Annotated in this window: 17 protein-coding genes and 1 tRNA gene; 8 read left to right on the plus strand and 10 right to left on the minus strand. The window is 69.0% G+C overall.

The window, feature by feature from the left end; translation table 11 throughout:
• Positions 1-36: 36 nt before the first annotated feature.
• The gene (locus RCO28_RS35140) at positions 37-1,479 is read right to left on the minus strand and encodes a DUF2252 domain-containing protein (protein ID WP_308945446.1); all 1,443 of its coding nucleotides are present in this window, start codon (positions 1,477-1,479) and stop codon (positions 37-39) included.
• A gap of 276 nt (positions 1,480-1,755) precedes the next feature.
• Positions 1,756-1,839 (minus strand) — tRNA-Leu (locus tag RCO28_RS35145).
• Between the two features lie 877 nt (positions 1,840-2,716).
• On the opposite strand from RCO28_RS35145, the gene RCO28_RS35150 reads away from it, so the two are divergent.
• The 6 genes from RCO28_RS35150 to pknB all read left to right on the plus strand — a co-directional run bounded on the left by RCO28_RS35150 (position 2,717) and on the right by pknB (position 10,748).
• Positions 2,717-3,571 (plus strand): DUF3662 and FHA domain-containing protein, encoded by an 855-nt coding sequence (locus tag RCO28_RS35150; protein WP_308945433.1) that lies wholly within the window; start codon positions 2,717-2,719, stop codon positions 3,569-3,571.
• A 10-nt stretch (positions 3,572-3,581) separates the two neighbouring features.
• Positions 3,582-4,094, plus strand: coding sequence for an FHA domain-containing protein (locus RCO28_RS35155; protein WP_282536856.1), 513 nt, complete (start codon positions 3,582-3,584; stop codon positions 4,092-4,094).
• Positions 4,095-4,177: 83 nt separating this feature from the next.
• Complete coding sequence (locus RCO28_RS35160; protein ID WP_308945434.1) at positions 4,178-5,674, plus strand: Stp1/IreP family PP2C-type Ser/Thr phosphatase; 1,497 nt, start codon at positions 4,178-4,180, stop codon at positions 5,672-5,674.
• A 21-nt stretch (positions 5,675-5,695) separates the two neighbouring features.
• Positions 5,696-7,117: an FtsW/RodA/SpoVE family cell cycle protein gene (locus tag RCO28_RS35165; protein ID WP_308945435.1), complete on the plus strand. Its 1,422-nt coding sequence runs from the start codon at positions 5,696-5,698 to the stop codon at positions 7,115-7,117.
• Positions 7,114-8,577 (plus strand): penicillin-binding protein 2, encoded by a 1,464-nt coding sequence (locus RCO28_RS35170; RefSeq protein ID WP_308945436.1) that lies wholly within the window; start codon positions 7,114-7,116, stop codon positions 8,575-8,577. Before RCO28_RS35165 ends, RCO28_RS35170 begins: the two co-directional genes overlap by 4 nt.
• Before the next feature lie 146 nt (positions 8,578-8,723).
• The gene (pknB, locus tag RCO28_RS35175) at positions 8,724-10,748 is read left to right on the plus strand and encodes a Stk1 family PASTA domain-containing Ser/Thr kinase (protein WP_308945437.1); all 2,025 of its coding nucleotides are present in this window, start codon (positions 8,724-8,726) and stop codon (positions 10,746-10,748) included.
• Positions 10,749-10,888: 140 nt separating this feature from the next.
• On the opposite strand, the gene RCO28_RS35180 is transcribed toward pknB, so the two are convergent.
• The 6 genes from RCO28_RS35180 to RCO28_RS35205 form a co-directional block, all read right to left on the minus strand.
• Positions 10,889-11,680: a class E sortase gene (locus tag RCO28_RS35180; protein WP_308945438.1), complete on the minus strand. Its 792-nt coding sequence runs from the start codon at positions 11,678-11,680 to the stop codon at positions 10,889-10,891.
• A gap of 52 nt (positions 11,681-11,732) precedes the next feature.
• Positions 11,733-13,109, minus strand: a complete 1,377-nt coding sequence (locus RCO28_RS35185; protein ID WP_308945439.1) for a class E sortase — start codon at positions 13,107-13,109, stop codon at positions 11,733-11,735.
• Complete coding sequence (locus tag RCO28_RS35190) at positions 13,106-13,744, minus strand: aminodeoxychorismate/anthranilate synthase component II (protein ID WP_282536863.1); 639 nt, start codon at positions 13,742-13,744, stop codon at positions 13,106-13,108. The genes RCO28_RS35185 and RCO28_RS35190 overlap by 4 nt, the downstream gene beginning before the upstream one ends.
• Positions 13,741-13,956: a hypothetical protein gene (locus RCO28_RS35195; protein ID WP_308945440.1), complete on the minus strand. Its 216-nt coding sequence runs from the start codon at positions 13,954-13,956 to the stop codon at positions 13,741-13,743. Before RCO28_RS35195 ends, RCO28_RS35190 begins: the two co-directional genes overlap by 4 nt.
• A gap of 98 nt (positions 13,957-14,054) precedes the next feature.
• Positions 14,055-14,759 carry a class E sortase gene (locus tag RCO28_RS35200; protein WP_308945447.1) on the minus strand — a complete coding sequence of 235 codons (705 nt, stop codon included), beginning with the start codon at positions 14,757-14,759 and terminating at the stop codon, positions 14,055-14,057.
• A 54-nt stretch (positions 14,760-14,813) separates the two neighbouring features.
• Positions 14,814-15,596 carry a DUF881 domain-containing protein gene (locus RCO28_RS35205; protein ID WP_308945441.1) on the minus strand — a complete coding sequence of 261 codons (783 nt, stop codon included), beginning with the start codon at positions 15,594-15,596 and terminating at the stop codon, positions 14,814-14,816.
• Positions 15,597-15,742: 146 nt separating this feature from the next.
• Here RCO28_RS35205 and crgA point away from each other — a divergent pair, with 146 nt between their 5' ends.
• Positions 15,743-16,000, plus strand: coding sequence for a cell division protein CrgA (gene crgA, locus RCO28_RS35210; RefSeq protein ID WP_308945442.1), 258 nt, complete (start codon positions 15,743-15,745; stop codon positions 15,998-16,000).
• 368 nt (positions 16,001-16,368) lie between these two features.
• On the opposite strand, the gene RCO28_RS35215 is transcribed toward crgA, so the two are convergent.
• Entirely contained in the window at positions 16,369-17,250 is an 882-nt protein-coding gene (locus RCO28_RS35215) for a rhomboid family intramembrane serine protease (protein ID WP_308945443.1), read from the minus strand.
• A gap of 107 nt (positions 17,251-17,357) precedes the next feature.
• A complete protein-coding gene (locus RCO28_RS35220; protein WP_308945444.1) occupies positions 17,358-17,891 on the minus strand; it encodes a peptidylprolyl isomerase in 534 nt (177 codons plus the stop codon).
• Positions 17,892-18,342: 451 nt separating this feature from the next.
• On the opposite strand from RCO28_RS35220, the gene RCO28_RS35225 reads away from it, so the two are divergent.
• Entirely contained in the window at positions 18,343-19,074 is a 732-nt protein-coding gene (locus RCO28_RS35225; protein WP_308945445.1) for a DUF5324 family protein, read from the plus strand.
• Positions 19,075-19,210 lie beyond the last annotated feature (136 nt).

Consider the following 19,210-nt stretch of genomic DNA (forward strand, 5'->3'; position numbering starts at 1 on the left):
CGCCCCCACACCCCCCTCAATCCCTCTCACCCCACCTCAAACCCCCCTCTCAGCCCCGATCCGCCCCTCCCGGATGCCCGCGACGAGGCGTGCGTGATCGGCTTCCGTGCGGTCGGCGTAGGACACGGCGAAGCGGGCGAAGGCCTCGTCGAGTTCGTCGTTCTTCCCGCAGTAGCCGGATATGAGGCGCGGGTCGGCGCTGTGTGCGTGGGCGCGGGCGAGGAGCGCGCCGGTCATGCGGCCGTAGTCGTCGATCTGGTCGGCGGTGAGCGCGGCCGGGTCGACGCTTCCCTTTCTGTTTCTGAACTGCCTTACCTGGAACGGCCGTCCGTCGACGGTGGTCCAGCCGAGGAGTATGTCGCTGACTACTTGCATGCGCTTCTGTCCGAGGACGACGCGGCGTCCTTCGTGCGGGACGTCGGGCGCTTTGAAGCCGGTGGTGGGCAGGTGCGGCAGCAGTGTCGACGGCCGTGCTTCCTTGACCTGCAGTACGAGCGGTTCGCCGCGGTGGTCCTGGAGGAGCACGACGTACGATCTGGCGCCGACGCTGCCGGTGCCGACGATTCGGAAGGCGACGTCCTGGATCGCGTACCGGGCGAGGAGCGGGAGCCGGTCCTCGGACAGCGTGGTCAGGTATTCGCCGAGCCCTTGGGCGACGGCGGCTGCTTCGGCGTCGGGTATGCGGCGCAGTACGGGCGGGGCGTCGATGAAGCGTCTGGTGCCGTCGGTGAGGGTTTCGGTGGACTTGGCGGCGAAGCGGCCGCTGGTGTTGTGGCGTGCTTTCTCCGCGACGCGTTCGAGGGTGCCGAGGAGGTCGTGGGCGTCGGTGTGGGAGACGAGTTCTTCGTCGGCGATGGCGTTCCAGGCGTCGAGGACGGGGAGTCTGGCGAGGAGCCGCATGGTGCGCCGGTAGGCGCCGACGGCGTCGTGGGCGGCGGCGCGGCAGATGTCTTCGTCGGCGCCTGCTTCTCGTCCGGCGAGGACGAGGGAGGTGGCGAGCCGCTTGAGGTCCCATTCCCAGGGGCCGTGGACGGTTTCGTCGAAGTCGTTGAGGTCGATGACGAGTTCGCCGCGGGCGTCGCCGTACAGGCCGAAGTTGCCGGCGTGGGCGTCTCCGCATATCTGGGCGCCGATGCCGGTGGCCGGGGTGCGGGCGAGGTCGTACGCCATGAGGCCGGCGGAGCCGCGCAGGAAGGCGAAGGGGGTGGTGGCCATCCTGCCGACGCGGATCGGCGTGAGTTCAGGGAGCCGGCCGCGGTTGGACTCCTCGACGGCGGTGACGGCGTCGGGGCGGCTTTCGGAGTCGGGGGCCGTCTGGGCGTGGGCGGAGCGGGGCACGCGGGTGCGCAGTGCTTTGCCGGTGCGCTTCGGGGATTCTTCTCCGACCCAGTGCGCGAACCCCGGTACGTGGGGGAGGCGCTGTGGTGCGGGAACGGGTCGGTCCGATTGCGTGCGGTGTTCGGATACTGCTGTGTCCAGCTCGGTCACGTGGACCGCCTCCCCCGGTGTTCGCCGCCGTTGTCGGGCGGTGTGGCATCGATGGGGACGACGGTACCGCCGGGGTGTGGGGACCGGCAGGGCCTGTGGATAACTCCGGAATGCGATCTTCCGCGGCTCACATCCGCGCCGAGGCCGATGTGAGCTTCGGCACGTTGGGCCATCGCGCCCCGCCGGGCTCGCGTGGGCCGAACGCCGAACCGCGGGCGGACATAGCAGAAGCCCCGCAGGTCGATGACCTGCGGGGCTTCTGACTTGTGCGCGAGGGGGGAGTTGAACCCCCACGCCCTTGCGGGCACTGGAACCTGAATCCAGCGCGTCTGCCTATTCCGCCACCCGCGCATTGGGTGTGTCGCCTGGCTTTCGCTTGCCGCGCTCGCCTGCCGACATGCAGAAGACTAGCACGGTGCGGAGGGTGGATTCACATCCGTTTTCAGCTGCCCGCGCCGAGGTCCGCTCGGCCCCGGCAGGCCTCGGACCTGCACGGACCACACCTGAACCACCGCACCCCGCCCTTCGTCGGCTGGACTGAGTCGGGTCGATGCTGGGCCGGTTGTGGCGAGGTCGGCATCGCCCCAAGCGGGCTTGGCCTCGCACGACACCGGGCTTGGCCTCGCACGACCAGGCTTCGGCTCGCGCAACGGAGCTCCGCCTCGCATCGGCTGAGCTGGGCTTCGCCTCGTACGGCCGTCTTGGAGGCGTGGTCGGCTTCCGTCTCAGCCGAACGCCCACACCCCGGTCCCCTGCGGCCCTAGCCCCCGGACCCCCGCCGACGCCCAACCCCCCAACCCCCCACCGACCGCCCGCCACCCCGCCCCTCCCCCCCTTTATCCACAGGCAAAGCACCCACGTCCCCAGGTGCGGGACACTGGCTCGGGGCCGCCTCTACGATCCGGTGTGGGAGTGCGCGGGCAGGAGCAGTGGATTGCCCGCGGACGAGCACAGGCTGAGCACGTGGACTTGGAGTGCGCTTGGACACGTGCGGCACGTGGACATGGCCATGTGGGAACACGTGGCCGAGGACATGCGGAGCGCTGGGACCTGGGCATATGTGCCCGGACATGCGGCGCACGTCGGCAGGACGTGTGAAGTGCGTGGACGGGGACATGTGAGAGGCGACACCCATCCGCAGGCCAGAGAAGGGGAACCAGCCGATTTCCCGGCGCGTGGATACGATCAGTAAGCAGTACCAGGATGATGACGACCGGAGGAGGTGCCCATGGGAGTCCTGAAGAAGTTCGAACAGCGACTCGAAGGTCTGGTCAACGGCACCTTCGCCAAGGTGTTCAAGTCCGAGGTCCAGCCGGTCGAGATCGCTGGTGCGCTGCAGCGTGAGTGCGACAACAACGCCACGATCTGGAATCGCGAGCGGACCGTCGTGCCCAACGACTTCATCGTGGAGCTGAGCGCTCCCGACTACGAGCGGCTGAGTCCGTATTCGGGCCAGCTCGGGGACGAGCTCTCCGGGATGGTCCGGGACTACGCGAAGCAGCAGCGGTACACCTTCATGGGCCCGATCAAGGTCCATCTGGAGAAGGCCGACGATCTGGACACGGGTCTGTACCGGGTCCGGAGCCGGACGCTTGCGTCTAGTTCGTCACAGCAACCGGCGGGGCCGGCCGCGGCCCCGGGTGGCGAGCAGCGCGGCGGGGGTTACGGCTACCCGCCCGCGGGAGGTGCTCCGGCGGCTGCGCCCGCGGGTGCTCCGCCGATGCCGTCCGCGCCGCCGCCCGGCGCGGGCCGTAGCCCGCAGGCGCGCGCGCAGCCGCCCTCGGGCCCGCTGCCGGGTGCGCAGACGCGGCGTTGGATCGAGATCAACGGCACGCGTCACCAGATCTCGCGGCCGACGCTGGTGCTCGGCCGCAGCACCGACGCTGATGTACGGATTGACGATCCCGGCGTCTCACGCCGGCACTGTGAGATCCGGACCGGAACGCCCTCGACGATCCAGGATCTCGGGTCCACCAACGGCATCGTGGTGGACGGGCAGCACACCACCCGCGCTACGCTCCGCGACGGCTCGCGGATCGTCGTGGGCAGCACCACCATCATTTACCGGCAAGCCGAAGGGTGAAGCGGGGGCAATGTCAGAGCTGACCCTGACGGTCATGCGGCTGGGTTTCCTGGCCGTCCTGTGGCTGTTCGTGATCGTGGCCGTCCAGGTCATCCGCAGCGACCTGTTCGGTACGCGCGTCACGCAGCGCGGTTCGCGCCGCGGTGGCGAGGCGCGCCCGCAGGGCCGCCAGCAGGCGGCGCCTCCCGCGCCGCGGCAGCAGAGCAGTGGGGGGCGGCAGCGCCGTGGTGCGCCGTCGAAGCTCGTGGTGTCCGAGGGCACGCTGACGGGTACGACGGTGGCGCTGCAGGGGCAGACCATCACGCTGGGCCGTGCGCACGATTCGACGATCGTCCTGGACGACGACTACGCGTCGAGCAGGCATGCCAGGATCTACCCGGACCGCGACGGTCAGTGGATCGTGGAGGATCTCGGGTCCACGAACGGCACGTATCTCGACCGGACCCGGCTGACCACTCCGACGCCCGTGCCTCTCGGTGCGCCGATCCGCATCGGCAAGACCGTCATCGAGCTGCGGAAGTAGTGCTACGTCATGAATAAGCGCGAGCGGAGCGAGCGAGCCGACGCGGCCCACACGACGGGCCCCAGCGCGCTCCCGACCGGAGGGTGGGCACCGTGCGGATGTACCCGGAGCCGACGGGCGAGGTGCGCATGAGTCTGTCTCTGCGCTTCGCCGCCGGATCGCACAAGGGAATGATCCGGGAGGGTAACGAGGACTCGGGGTATGCCGGTCCGCGGCTGCTCGCGATCGCCGACGGCATGGGGGGTCAGGCGGCCGGTGAGGTCGCGAGCTCCGAGGTGATCTCCACGCTCGTGCAGCTCGACGACGACGTGCCGGGTTCGGACATTCTGACGTCGCTCGGCGACGCCGTGCAGCAGGCGAACGACCAGCTGCGTGTGATGGTCGAGGAGGACCCGCAGCTCGAGGGCATGGGCACGACGCTCACCGCCCTGCTGTGGACGGGTCAGCGTCTCGGTCTCGTCCATGTCGGCGACTCGCGGGCGTACCTGCTCCGTGATGGTGTGCTGACCCAGATCACGCAGGACCACACGTGGGTGCAGCGGCTGGTCGACGAGGGCCGGATCACGGAGGAGGAGGCGACCACGCATCCGCAGCGGTCGCTTCTCATGCGGGCGCTTGGCAGTGGTGACCATGTGGAGCCGGATCTGTCGATCCGTGAAGTCCGCGCGGGCGACCGGTACTTGATCTGTTCCGACGGTCTCTCCGGTGTGGTGTCGCACCAGACGATGGAGGAGACCCTCGCGAGCTATCAGGGTCCGCAGGAGACCGTGCAGGAGCTGATTCAGCTGGCGCTGCGCGGTGGCGGTCCCGACAACGTGACGGTGATCGTCGCGGACGTCCTGGACATCGACAGCGGGGACACTCTGGCGGGGCAGCTCGTCGACACCCCGGTCGTGGTGGGCGCGGTCGCCGAGAACCAGCTGCAGTTGAACGACAACGGCGCGATGCAGACGCCCGCGGGTCGTGCCGCCGGTCTCGGCCGGCCGGTGCCGCCGCAGCCCACGGGGGGTTTCGGCCCGCCTGGGTCGGCGGAGCCGGATGCGTACGTCCCGGACGGTTCGTTCGGCGCGTACATGGAAGAGGACTTCGTCAAGCCGCGGCGCCGCGGGAAGTGGATCAAGAGATCGCTGCTGATCGCGCTGGCGCTCGCCGTCGTGGGCGGCGGTCTGTACGGGGCGTACTACTGGACGCAGACGCAGTACTACGTGGGTGCGAAGGACGGGCATCTGGCCCTGTACCGGGGCATCAACCAGGACTTGGCGTGGGTGAACCTGTCGGAGCTCGAGGAGGAGCACCCGGAGGTCGAGCTGAGCTGCCTGCCGAGTTTCCAGCGGGACAGGCTCGAGGAGAAGGGTCTCGACCCGACGACCCTCGAGGACGCCCGCCGGAAGATCTCCGAGCTGACCGCGGACTGCCGCGAGGCCCAGGAGCGCAAGGCGGAGGAGGAGTCGAACGCCGCGACCGGTGAGGGCGAGGCGGGCGGCACGTCCGGTACGAAGAAGGACGGCAAGGACGCCGCCCCGGAACAGAGCACGCAGTCACCGACCCCACGCGGCAGCGCGACCGCCGGTCAGCAGTAGGCGTAGGGGGCCTTCCTAGCCATGAGCAGCACGACAAACACGTCCACCATCGGAGCGATCGGGGCACCGAGCCGCCGTAACACCGAGCTGGCGCTGCTGGTCTTCGCAGTGGTCATCCCGTGCTTCGCGTACGCCAATGTGGGTCTCGCCATGACCGGCGAGATGCCCACAGGCATGCTCGGGTACGGGCTCGGGCTCGGACTGCTCGCGGCGGTCGGGCATCTGGTGGTGCGGAAGTTCGCTCCGTACGCGGATCCGCTGCTGCTGCCGTTGGCTACGTTGCTCAATGGGCTGGGCCTGGTGCTGATCTGGCGTCTGGATCAGTCGGAGCGGCTGCAGCAGCTGCAGAAGAGCGCCTTCGGCACGTTCAACCCGGCCGCTCCGAACCAGCTGATGTATTCGGCGCTCGGTATCGCCCTGTTCGTCGCGGTGATACTGATCATGAAGGATCACCGGATTCTGCAGCGCTTCACGTACATCTCGATGGTCGTGGCGCTGATGCTGCTTCTGCTGCCGCTCGTTCCGGGCCTTGGCACCGACCAGTTCGGCGCGAAGATCTGGATCCGGATCGGCGGATTCTCCATTCAGCCCGGTGAGTTCGCGAAGATCGTCATCGCGGTGTTCTTCGCCGGCTATCTGATGGTGAAGCGCGATGCGCTGGCGCTTGCGAGCCGTCGTTTCCTCGGGCTCTATCTGCCGCGCGGCCGCGACCTCGGCCCGATCCTGGTGATCTGGGCGATGAGCCTGCTCATCCTGGTCTTCGAGAACGACCTCGGTACGTCGCTGCTGTTCTTCGGCATGTTCGTGATCATGCTGTACGTGGCGACGGAGCGGACGAGCTGGATCGTGATCGGTCTGGGCATGTCCGCGGCGGGCGCCGTGGGTGTGGCTTCGTTCGCGAGCCATGTGCAGTCGCGTGTGGACGCCTGGCTGGACCCCTTCGGCTGCTACGCGACGTCGGGTGCGTGTGAGCAGATCGGTCAGTCGATCATGGCCTTCGGTTCGGGCGGTGTGCTCGGCACGGGCCTGGGGCAGGGCCACTCCGACCTGATCGGCTTCGCCGCCAACGCGGACTTCATCTTCGCCACCGTCGGCGAGGAGTTGGGCCTCGCGGGTGTGATGGCGTTCCTGATGCTGTACGCGCTGCTGATCGAGCGGGGTGTGCGTACGGCGCTCGCCGCGCGTGACCCGTTCGGCAAGCTGTTCGCCGTGGGTCTCTCCGGCGCGTTCGCGCTGCAGATCTTCGTCGTCGCCGGTGGTGTCATGGGCCTGATTCCGCTGACGGGTATGACGATGCCGTTCCTCGCGGCGGGTGGTTCGTCCGTCATCGCGAACTGGGCGCTGGTCGGTCTGCTGATCCGCATCAGCGACACAGCCCGCCGCCCCGCCCCCGCGCCGGCTCCGAATCCGGACGCCGAGATGACTCAGGTGGTGCGGCCGTGAACAAGCCCCTGCGCAGGATCGCGATCTTCTGCGGGCTGCTCATGCTGGCGCTGCTGCTGCGGGACAACTGGCTGCAGTACGTGTCGGCGGACGAGCTGCGTACGCATGAGAAGAACCGGCGTGTGCTGATCGAGCGGTATGCGCAGAAGCGTGGCGACATCATCGTCGGGGAGACGCCGATCACGGGTTCCGCGCCGACGACCGGAAGTGACTTCGCTTACAAGCGGACGTACAAGAACGGCGAGATGTGGTCGCCGGTGACCGGGTTCGCCTCGCAGGCGTTCGGGGCCACACAGATCGAGTCCCTGGAGGACGAGATCCTCACGGGCAACGACGACCGGCTGTTCTTCCGCCGCACGCTCGACATGATCACCGGCAAGAAGCAGGGCGGCGGCAATGTCGTCACCACGCTGAACGGCCGGGCGCAGAAGGCCGCGTTCGAGGGCCTCGGCTCGAAGAAGGGCGCCGTCGCGGCGATCGACCCGTCGACGGGCGCGATCCTGGCGCTGGCCTCGACTCCGTCGTACGACCCGTCGACGTTCGCGGGCAACAGTGAGGACGACTCGAAGGCCTGGCAGCGGCTCGAGAAGGACCCGGACAAGCCGACGTTGAACCGGGCGCTGCGGGAGACGTACCCGCCGGGTTCCACGTTCAAGGTGGTCACGGCCGCGGCCGCGCTTGAGCACGGGCTGTACGACGACCCGGACGAGGAGACGGAGTCTCCGCTGCCGTGGACGATGCCGAACACGAACACGGAGCTGAAGAACGAGGGCCCGATCCCCTGCAAGGACGCCACGCTCCGCGAGGCGCTGCGGGTGTCCTGCAACACCGTGTTCGGCAAGATCGGTTCGGATCTCGGCAAGGACAAGATGCTGGAGACGGCCCAGAAGTTCGGCTTCAACAAGGAGCAGTTCATTCCGGTGCGTTCGTCGGCGTCGAACTTCCCGAAGGAGATGGACAAGCCGCAGACGGCGCTGAGCTCCATCGGCCAGTTCGAGACGGCGACGACTCCGCTGCAGATGGCGATGGTCGCCTCGGCGGTCGCGAACGACGGCACGCTGATGGAGCCGTACATGATCGACAATCTGCAGGCGCCGAATCTGGACGTGATCGAGAAGCACGATCCGAAGAAGATGAGCGAGCCGCTGTCCGAGGCGAACGCGCAGAAGCTGCAGGAAATGATGGAGACGGTCGTCAATGAGGGCACCGGATCCAACGCGCGGATCCCGGGCGTCACCGTCGGTGGCAAGACGGGTACCGCGCAGCACGGCGTCGACAACAGTGAGAAGCCTTACGCCTGGTTCATCAGCTACGCCAAGAATCCGGACGGCGGCTCCCCGGTGGCGGTCGCCGTGGTCGTCGAGGACAGCGACGCCGACCGCGGTGACATCTCTGGTGGCGGCCTTGCCGCGCCGATCGCGAAGAACGTCATGAAGGCAGTCATCGACAGCAAGAAGTGACGTCGTCACGGCTGTACCGGTCCGGTATCAGGTACCGCTCGCGGCCAGATCATGCTCGGACGGGCCGGTACGGTATCCCGGGACAGCACACCGCCGGACCACACAAAGGTGCGGTCGGGACTGACGGAGAGGGCTGGTAGGTAGCTATGGAAGAGCCGCGTCGCCTCGGCGGCCGGTACGAGCTGGGCCAGGTGCTCGGCCGTGGTGGCATGGCGGAGGTCTACCTCGCCCATGACACTCGCCTCGGTCGCACCGTCGCCGTGAAGACGCTCCGGGCGGACCTCGCCCGCGATCCGTCGTTCCAGGCCCGGTTCCGCCGTGAGGCCCAGTCCGCCGCCTCGCTCAATCACCCGGCCATCGTCGCGGTCTACGACACCGGCGAGGACATGGTGTACGACAACGGCGGCAGCGCCGGGGTCTCCATTCCGTACATCGTGATGGAGTACGTCGACGGCTCCACGCTCCGTGAACTCCTGCACTCCGGGCGGAAGTTGCTGCCCGAGCGGGCCATGGAGATGACCATCGGCATCCTCCAGGCCCTGGAGTACTCGCACCGCGCCGGCATCGTGCACCGTGACATCAAGCCCGCGAACGTCATGCTGACGCGCAACGGCCAGGTCAAGGTCATGGACTTCGGCATCGCCCGCGCCATGGGCGACTCCGGCATGACGATGACGCAGACCGCGGCCGTGATCGGCACGGCGCAGTACCTGTCGCCGGAGCAGGCCAAGGGCGAGCAGGTCGACGCCCGCTCCGACCTGTACTCGACGGGCTGCCTGCTCTACGAGCTCCTCACCGTGCGGCCGCCGTTCATCGGTGACTCGCCGGTCGCGGTGGCCTATCAGCACGTACGGGAAGAGGCGCAGCCGCCCAGCACGTACGACCCCGAGATCACGCCCGAGATGGACGCGATCGTGCTGCGGGCCCTGGTCAAGGACCCGGACTACCGCTACCAGTCGGCCGACGAGATGCGGGCCGACATCGAGGCGTGCCTGGACGGGCAGCCGGTCGCGGCGACGGCGGCGCTCGGCGCGGTCGGGTACGGCGGCGGTCACCCCGACGACCAGCACACGGCGGTGCTGCGCCCGCAGAACGGCGGCGGCCAGACGTCGATGCTGCCGCCGGTGAACCCGGACGACGGCGGCTACGGCTACGACGAACGCCCGCAACGTCGCCGTCAGCGCAAGGGCACCACGTCGACGATCCTGCTGGTCCTCGCGGGCCTGCTCGTGCTGGTCGGGGCGATCCTGATCGGCAAGGAGGTCTTCGGCAGCAACGGCAGCACCGACGACGGCATGGTGGCCGTGCCGGACATGGTGGGCCTCAGCCTCGACGAGGCGGAGCAACGCGCCAAGAACGGCGATGTGAAGCTGTCCGTCGAGCGTGCGGAGTGCGAGGACCAGGTCAAGGGCAAGATCTGCAGCCAGAAGCCGGAGGACGGCGAGGTCGAGAAGTTCTCCGCGATCGACGTGGTCGTGTCGACGGGTGCGCCGAAGGTCACCGTTCCGGACGTCGAGGGCCTTACGTATGCGAAGGCCAAGGCCCAGCTGGAGGACAAGGGCTTCTCCGTCGACAGGAAGACCGAGGAGTCCGAGCGGACGCCGGGCCTGGTCATCGGCCAGGACCCGAAGGGCGACACCGAGCGCGAGAAGGGCGCCACGATCACGCTGACCGTGGCGGCGGAGCCGGCGCAGGAGACTGTTCCCGACGTGGTCGGCAAGCCGGTCGCCGAGGCCACGCAGCAGCTGGAGGCCAACGGCTTCACGGTGGAGACACAAGAGGTGCCGAAGGACGACGTCCCGGCCGGCCAGGTCGTGGAGCAGACGCCGCGCGGCAACACGGACGCAGACCCGGGTTCGAAGGTCACGCTGACCGTGGCGAAGGCCGCCGAGCAGGTCCAGGTGCCGGCGCTCACCGGCCAGAAGCTGAAGGACGCCCGGAAGGCGCTGCAGGACGCGGGCCTCACGCCCGGCAACGTCACCAGCGGCCCGCAGGAGCCCAACGCGCTGGTCGTGACGACCGACCCGCCCGCTGGCACGCAGGTGCCGGGCAGCACGACCGTCAACTTCACGACGATGCCCGGCCAGGGCGACGGCGGTGAGGACGGCGGCGACGGCGGAGGCGGAATCTTCGGCGGCCCGTCCGGCTTGAGCACCCGCAAGGGCGACTGAGCCCCAGGGCCCACGGCTTCACGGCCTCAGGGCCCAGGGCTCAGGGCTCAGGGCTCAGACAGCAAAGACTCCCGGCCACCCCCCTAGTGGAGGTGGCCGGGAGTCTTTGCTTTGTGCACACCCGCCTCAGCGGCGCCCGCTCAGCGGAGCTCCTTCGGCGGCGTCCGCTCGTTGTCGACCTTCTCGACGCGTTCCAGCTCGCCCCACACCACATAGCGGTACGTGGACGTGTAGACCGGCGTGCACGTGGTGAGCGTGATGAAGCGGCCGGGCTTCTTCTTGCCGGACTCCTTGGGGACCTCGTCGAGGACGTCCACGTTGAACTTCGAGGTCTCGGCGAGCTTCGCGTAGACCTTGTAGACGTACCACTTGTCCTTGGACTCGAAGACGATCGGGTCGCCGTCCTTGAGCTTGTCGATGTTGTGGAACTTGGCGCCGTGGCCGTCGCGGTGCGCGGCGAGCGAGAAGTTGCCCTTGTCGTCCTCGGGCAGGGCCGACTTGACCGGCTTCGTGTAGTAGCCCGCGACACCGTTGTTGAGGATCTTCGGGTCGGTGCCCTTCTTGACCAGGATCTCGCCGGCCTTCATGCCCGGTACGTGCAGGAAGCCGATGCCGTCCTTGGTGTCGAGGGCGCCGGGGCCGCCCGCCCACCGGTCACGGACCGCGTCGCCCTGCTTGCGTGCCTCCTGGTCGGCCTGGACGTTGGTCCACCACAGCGAGTAGGCGACGAAGAGGCCGAGGATCAGCCCGGCGGTGATGAGGAGTTCACCGAAGACGCTGACGGCCATGGCGATCCGCCCCGGGTGGGACCGGCGGGACCGGCGGGACGAGCGGGACTGGCGGGACTGGCTGGAACGGCGGGACCGGCGCCTCGGCGCGGGCTGCGGGCTCTCGGTCCGCTCGTCGTCGTCCTGGTCAGTGGTGGCTGCCACAGCTCCCCGCCCCGTCCCCGTACGTCCCCGTACTCATACTCGTTCTGTCCCGTCAGCGAACGAGCGCATCCGGCTTGCCCTTGCTGCGCGGCCGTTCCTCGACCATCTTGCCCCAGACGATCATTCGATAGGTACTGGTGAATTCCGGGGTACACGTGGTCAGCGTGATGTACCTCCCCGGCTCCGAGAAACCCGAGCCCTTGGGGATCGGCGCGATGACCCCCGTATTGCTCGGGCTGGTCTGCGGAAGGATGCTCTGCATCGCGTACACGTAGTACTTGTCCTGGGTCTCGACGACGATCTGGTCGCCCTTCTCCAGCTGATTGACGTACCGGAACGGTTCGCCGTGGGTGTTGCGGTGGCCGGCGACGGCGAAGTTGCCCTTCTTGGCGTCGGGCATCGCGGTCTTCAGGGCGCCCTCGGCGTAGTGGCCGACCATGCCGCGGTCCAGGACGCGTTCCTTGTCGATGCCCTCGGCGACGGGGACGACCACGTCGAGCCGCGGAATGTGCATGATCGCGAAGCCCTGGCCGGGTTCGAAGGCGCCCGGCTTGCGCTTGCCGTTCGCCCAGTTCTCCTGGATCCTGCTCGCCTCGCTGCCCGCCTCCTGGCCCGCGCGCACATTCGTCCACCACAGCTGGTACGTGACGAACAGCAGCATCAGGACGCCCACGGAGATGAACAGCTCACCCACGGCCCGGCTCGCCACGACCGCGGGGCTGGGTCTCCGCGCGCGCTCCGCCCGCCGCGCCTCGACGCGGGACAGAGGCTTGCCGTCCGGCTTCGCCGCCGACGTCGCGGCCGCGGGACCCGCCGCACCCGGTGTGCGCCTGCGCCGACCGCCGCCCCCACCGCCGCGCCGCGCGGCCTGCTGAGCGGCCCGACGCCGAGCGGCCCGCCCCTCACCGACCGGCCTCTCCTCGGCCTCGGTCTCGGCCGCGGTCCCGGTCTCGGCGGCCTTCCCGGTCTCGGCGGCCTTCCGGGTGTCGGACGTCCGCAGCCCCACGGTCTCGTCGTCCACGGGAAGCGTGTCGGACACGGGCACGGACACAGGCACGGCCACGGGCACGGACACGTCGTACGCCGGAGAAGGCTCGGGCTCGGGCTCCGGCTCCGCGTACGGCTCCGGCTCCCGCTCCGGCTCCGTGTACGACGACCCGTACGAGGAGGACTCGTAAGACATCTCGTACGCAGACGAGTCGTACGGAGACGAGTCGTACGGAGACGACTCAGTCGCGGACGGCTGCTCCGGCGGCTGCGGCGTCTCCCCCGAGCGGAACCACGGCGACGGGTGCTGCCGGCCGGGCAGCGGGTCGTTGAGGGGGTCGTCCATGCGGTCGACCGCCGCCTCGAACGCACCGGCGTCCCCGTACGCGGGATCCTGCTCGTACGGGGCGCCGGACTCACGCTCGGGGCGGGTGGCGGTCACGCCGAGGCCCTGCCCACGACGGGGGCAAGCCCCGCCGATCGCGCCACCGCCTCCGCGTCACCGCACTCGACCAGCCAGTTGGCGAGCATCCGGTGGCCGTGCTCGGTGAGGACCGACTCCGGGTGGAACTGCACGCCCTCGACCGGGAGTTCACGGTGTCTCAGGCCCATGATGATGCCGTCGTCCGTACGCGCGGTGACCCGCAGCTCGTCCGGTACGCGGGCCGGCTCGGCGGCGAGCGAGTGGTAGCGGGTCGCGGTGAACGGCGAGGGCAGCCCGGCGAAGACGCCGACGCCCTCGTGGGTCACCGGGGACGTCTTGCCGTGCAGCAGCTCCGGCGCCCGGTCCACGACCCCGCCGTACGCCACGGCCATCGACTGCATGCCGAGGCAGACACCGAAGACGGGCACGCCGGTCGACGCGCAGTGGCGGACCATGTCGACGCAGACACCGGCCTGTTCGGGTGCCCCGGGCCCCGGCGAGAGCAGCACGCCGTCGAATCCGTCCTGGGCGTGCGAGGTGGCGACCTCGTCGTTGCGCAGGACCTCGCACTCGGCGCCCAGTTGGTACAGGTACTGGACCAGGTTGAAGACGAAGCTGTCGTAGTTGTCGACGACGAGGATGCGCGCGCTCACAGGGCCGCTCCCGTCGCACCGTTCACAACGCCCGCGCCCATGCCCGCGCCCATGCCCTCGTCCACCGTCACGTCGTTGAACGGCAGCAGCGGCTCCGCCCACGGGAAGACGTACTGGAAGAGAAGGAAGACGACCGCGACCGCGAGCAGCACCGAAATCAGCGCTTTGAGCCACGTGTTGCCCGGCAGATGCCGCCAGATCCAGCCGTACATGCTGTCCGCAGTCCCTTCCCACGCCCGTGGCCCCGATGGCCCCGTCGGCCAGTCGGCCTACGCCACCAGACTAAGGGGCGGTGCCCGGTGCACGTGGGTCAGCTTCGCAAAGCCTCGGGCTTGCCCTCCTCCACCGGCTGGGTCGCGTCGAGGTGTGCCCAGACGATCAGCCGATGGCTGTGGCCCCACTCTGGCTCACAGGTCGTAAGGGTGAGGTAACGGCCCGGCCCGTCGAGGCCGGACTTGCGGGGGACGGGGTCGATCACGCCGATGTCGCTGGGCAGCGTCTTGTAGGGCTTGTTGACGATGCGGTACGTGAACCAGGTGCTGCCGTCGGTCAGGACCACCGGGTCGCCGGGGCGCAGCTTCGGGAAGTCCTTGAACGGGTCGCCGTAGGTGCGCCGGTGGCCCGCGACGGAGAAGTTGCCGCGCTGTCCGAGCTGCGCGGTCGAGGCGTAGTGGCCGAGGCCCTTCTTGAGCGTGTCGACCTTCGTGCCTTCGAGCACGGGCTTGTTCCACGTGAAACCGAACCGCGGGATGTACATGACGGCGAAGGGCTTGCCGTCCTGATAGGCGGGCGGGGAGGGCGGGGCCGACTCCGCCTCGTCGCTCTCCCCGGCCCCCGTGTCATCCCCGGCGGCTACGGACCCGCTCGCCCACTCGCTCTGCAGCTGGTCGATCTGGCTGTCCATCGCGCCATCGGCCTTCACACCGGTCCAGAACAGGACGTACGCGACGAACAGCACGATCAACGTGCCGATGGTGAGGCACAGTTCGCTGAAGGTCCTCACCAGCACTCGCATCGACACGGTCCGGCCCCTCCCCGAACTGCCGTCCCGCCGACGGCAGTTCCACGGCTACTCCACGGGCGTCGCGTAATGGAGATCCACTGTGCCCGAGTAGCCGGGAAGAGTCACCGCCCGGTGCTCGTCGACTTTCCACCCGAGACCGTAGGCGTTGACGTACAGCATGTAGTTCTGGATCTCCGGCGAGGCCGTGAGGGCCTGCCGCAGCTTCTCGGGCTCGCCGACGGCGGTGACCTTGTACGGGGGTGAGTAGACGCGGCCCTGGAGGATCAGGGTGTTGCCGACGCAGCGGACGGCGCTGGTGGAGATCAGCCGCTGGTCCATGACCTTGATGCCCTTGGCGCCGCCCTTCCACAGGGCGTTGACGACGGCCTGCAGGTCCTGCTGGTGGATGACCAGGTCGTTGGGCTGCGGCTCGGGGTAGCCGGGGATCTTCGCCGTGGCGCCGGGCGGGGCGTCGGTCAGGGTGACGGAGACGGCCTCGCCTTTGAGCTTCCTCGTACCGGCTTCCTTCTCCAGGGCGTCGAGCTTGGCCTCCTCGGCCGCGGAGCTGCCGCTGTCCCGCTCGGCGAGGGCGTCGACGTCCTCGCGCAGGGCTCCGTTGGCCTCGTCGAGCAGGCCGTTCTTGTGGCTGCGCTCCTGGATGAGGTCGGAGAGCCTGAGCATGGAAGCGTCGGTACGGATGTTCGTACCCTTGGCAGTGTTGAAGCTCGTGAAGAAGATCAGCCCGGCGAGCGCGAACACGGCGGCCGTCAGGAGGCGCACGGGGCGCAGACCGGGCCTGCGACCTGCCCCCTTGGTGGCCTCGTCGGAGGAGTCGGCAGAATTGCTCAACGTACCCTTACTCCTTACGGCGCGGCGGAAGCACTACGCTAACGGACGCTTGGGGGAGAGCATCGTTCCCCATCGCCGTCCCCGCCCGGCGCCAGCCGAACCCGTTCTCTGCGCGGCCACGCAGCGCATCGACAGGAGAAACCCTCGTGCCGAAGTCACGTATCCGCAAGAAGGCCGACTACACCCCGCCGCCTTCGTCCAAGCAGGCGGCCAACATCAAGCTGACCAGCCGCGGCTGGGTGGCCCCCGTCATGCTGGCGCTGTTCCTGATCGGCCTTGCGTGGATCGTCGTCTTCTACGTGACGGACACCAGGCTCCCGATCGAGACTCTCGGCAACTGGAACATCGTGGTCGGCTTCGGCTTCATCGCCGCCGGCTTCGGCGTCTCGACGCAGTGGAAGTAGGGCGCTCGGCCTCGCGCTGATACCGCCCTGGGGGCGGGGCGCACAAGCCCTGCCCCAAGCTATCCACTGAGTTATCCACAGCCGTTTCCACAGCCGGGGAAAACTACGAAGATCTGTGGATAACCCCTGTGGCGTTGACGCCGATACGACCGGACCTCCGCCATGTGGAACATCGCACGCCCCTTGTCCTTCCTGGGGAAACCCAGGTCAGCGACAAGGGGCACTGCTGTTCCCCACAGCGTGCACAAGATCCGCCACACGCTGTGGACAACTCTGGCCACAGCGTGTGCACAGCCGGTCCACCTCGGGTGAACACCCCGGTTTCCCCACCCCGGATTTCCCCACCCGGGTTTCCCGCCCGGTGAGGCTCAGCCGAGCTGCGCGGTCCGCAGGACCACGAGGCCGAGCACGAGCAGCAGCACGAGCCCGCACGTCCCCCACTGCACCAGCGCCCGCCGCTCCCGGGGCGCGTGCACGAGCCCGTACGCGACGGCGATGCCCGCGACGAGTCCACCGACGTGCGCCTCCCAGGCGATGCCGGACCAGGTGAACGTGAACAGCATGTTCAGCGCGAGCAGCGCCAGGACCGGCCGCATGTCGTAGCTGAGGCGGCGCATCAGCACCACCGTCGCCCCCATCAGGCCGAACACCGCGCCCGAGGCGCCGAGCGAGGGCTGCAGCGGCGAGGCGATCAGGTACGTCAGCGCACTGCCGGCCAGGCCGGAGATCAGATACAGCGCCACGTACCGCACGCGTCCGAGCGCCGCTTCCAGCGGGCCGCCGAGCCACCAGAGGCCCAGCATGTTGAACGCGATGTGCCAGATCTCCTCGTGCAGGAACATCGACGTGACCAGGCGGTACCACTCACCGCTCGCGACGCCCCACGGGAAGTACGTGGCACCGCCGACCAGGAACAGCTCGCTGACCAGCTCCGGCTTCACCGACACCAGGACGAACACCGCGACATTGAGCCCGATGAGGATCTTGGTGATCAGCCGGGGGTCGGCGGCGACGGCACCGCCCGCGATGGTGCGCGGCTGGTTCGCCGAGGGCGCGTGCCCAGTGCCCGAGCCCTCGCGTACGCACGTCGGGCACTGGAAGCCGACCGAGGCGCTGACCATGCACTCCGGGCAGATCGGCCGTTCGCAGCGGGTGCACCGGATCCCCGTCTCGCGGTCCGGGTGGCGGTAGCAGCCGGGCAGGCCGGACGCGTCCTGCGGCTCCTGCGGACTGCCGGGCGCCTGGTCCATGAGTCCCCTCACTCTCCGTACGACGGCACGGGTACGCAACGCACCGCCCCGCTCATCCTTACGGACGAGCGGGGCGAAAAGGTTCCCGGCGGGAAGGCCGGCGGAGCTCAGCCCTCGCGCTTCTCGACCACGACCGACTCGATGACGACGTCGTTGAGCGGGCGGTCGGTGCGCGGGTTGGTCTGCGTGGCCGCGATCGTGTCCACGACCTTCTGGCTCGCGGGGTCGCTGACCTCGCCGAAGATCGTGTGCTTACGGGTCAGCCAGGCGGTCGGCGAGACGGTGATGAAGAACTGCGAGCCGTTGGTGCCCGGGCCCGCGTTGGCCATCGCCAGGAGGTACGGCTTGTCGAAGCCCAGCTCCGGGTGGAACTCGTCCGCGAACTCGTAGCCCGGGCCGCCGGTGCCGTTGCCCAGCGGGTCGCCGCCCTGGATCATGAAGCCGCTGATCACGCGGTGGAAGACCGTGCCGTCGTAGAGCTTGTCCGTGGACTTGTTGCCGGTGGCCGGGTGAGTCCACTCCCGCTCGCCCTCGGCGAGCTCCACGAAGTTCCTGACCGTCTTCGGCGCGTGATTCGGGAACAGCCGGATCACGATGTCGCCGTGGTTGGTCTTCAGGGTGGCGTAAAGCTGCTCAGCCACGATCTGCCTTCCGTTGCCTTCTCTGACGCACCGAATCCTCGCACGGATCCGCGCCCGGCGATGGAACGCGAGAGAAAGGGGACGGATGGCCGGGATCCGGTGACAGAAAGCGCGCCGATCGGGTACTCGGGCCCGGCAGCACCCGAGGACAGCCCGACAACTCCCGCCGTAGGCAGCGCGCATACGACCGATCCGTGGCATTGTCGTCCGCGAGCTCCCCTTGCACCGCATTACCGACCTTGCATCGCCATAACCGGCGGTGCATCGCATTACAAACGTTGCATCGCATTACGAACGTTGCATCGCATTACCGAGGATTGCCCGGAGTCGACGCCCACGGGGGCCGATGCCCCGGATGCCCGCTCACGCATGCCGCCCCGTCCCCCGACGGGCATGATCCGATAAAGGGTGGAAAGGTGAAATACCGTACGCCACCGAGGAGGAGGAACCCGTGACCCGCATCGACAGCGCGCGCGCCGCGGCCAGCTCGGCGAAGGACAGCGTGCGTCACGCCGCGGAAGTGGTGGCGCCCTACGCCGACACGGCCAAGGACCGGGCGGCGCTCTACGCGCACGAGGCCCGCGTACGGCTCGCGCCGAAGATGTCCGACGCCGCCCAGCAGGCGGCCGATCAGGCACGCGCCCAGTACGGCGCCCATCTCGCGCCGAGGATCGAGCAGGCGCGTACGCATGTGCCGCCGACCCTGGACCGGGCTGCGCGCCAGACCCGCCAGGCGGCCCGGCAGGCGGCGGACGCGGCTCGGCCGCACGTCGAGCACGCCGTCGCCGCCGCCCAGCCCGTCGCGACGGAAGCGGCCGCGCGCAGCAGCGCAGCCGTCGCCGCGCTGCGCGGGCAGGTCTCGCCGAAGGAGATCGAGCACCTGGTCCGCCGGCACAAGCGCCGCGCCTTCGCCGGCCGCGCCTTCAAGCGGATCGGCGTGATCGGTCTGCTCGGCGCGGCCGCGTTCGCCGCCTGGAAGTGGTGGGACAAGCAGGCCAACCCCGACTGGCTCGTGGAACCGCCCGCCCCCACCGACGTACCGGACGCGTCCCGGCTGAACGCGGTCGACGGCAGCCGTCAGGACGCGCTCGACCCCGAGGTCCAGGCCAAGGAGGCCGAGGCGGAGGCCGCCAAGCGCGACAAGGGCAACTGGACGCCGCAGCGACCGGAGGAACGCGGCTGACCAGGGGCTGAACCGACAGAACGCCGTGGGGCGGAAGACTTCCAAGTCTTCCGCGCGCGGCACGTGGGAGTCCCGCAGCGAACAGGTCGAGGCCGACCCGGAGATCGCCGAGCGGCTCGCGATCAAGCCGGGCGAC

Source organism: Streptomyces sp. LHD-70 (genome assembly GCF_031157275.1).
Lineage (GTDB): Bacteria > Actinomycetota > Actinomycetes > Streptomycetales > Streptomycetaceae > Streptomyces.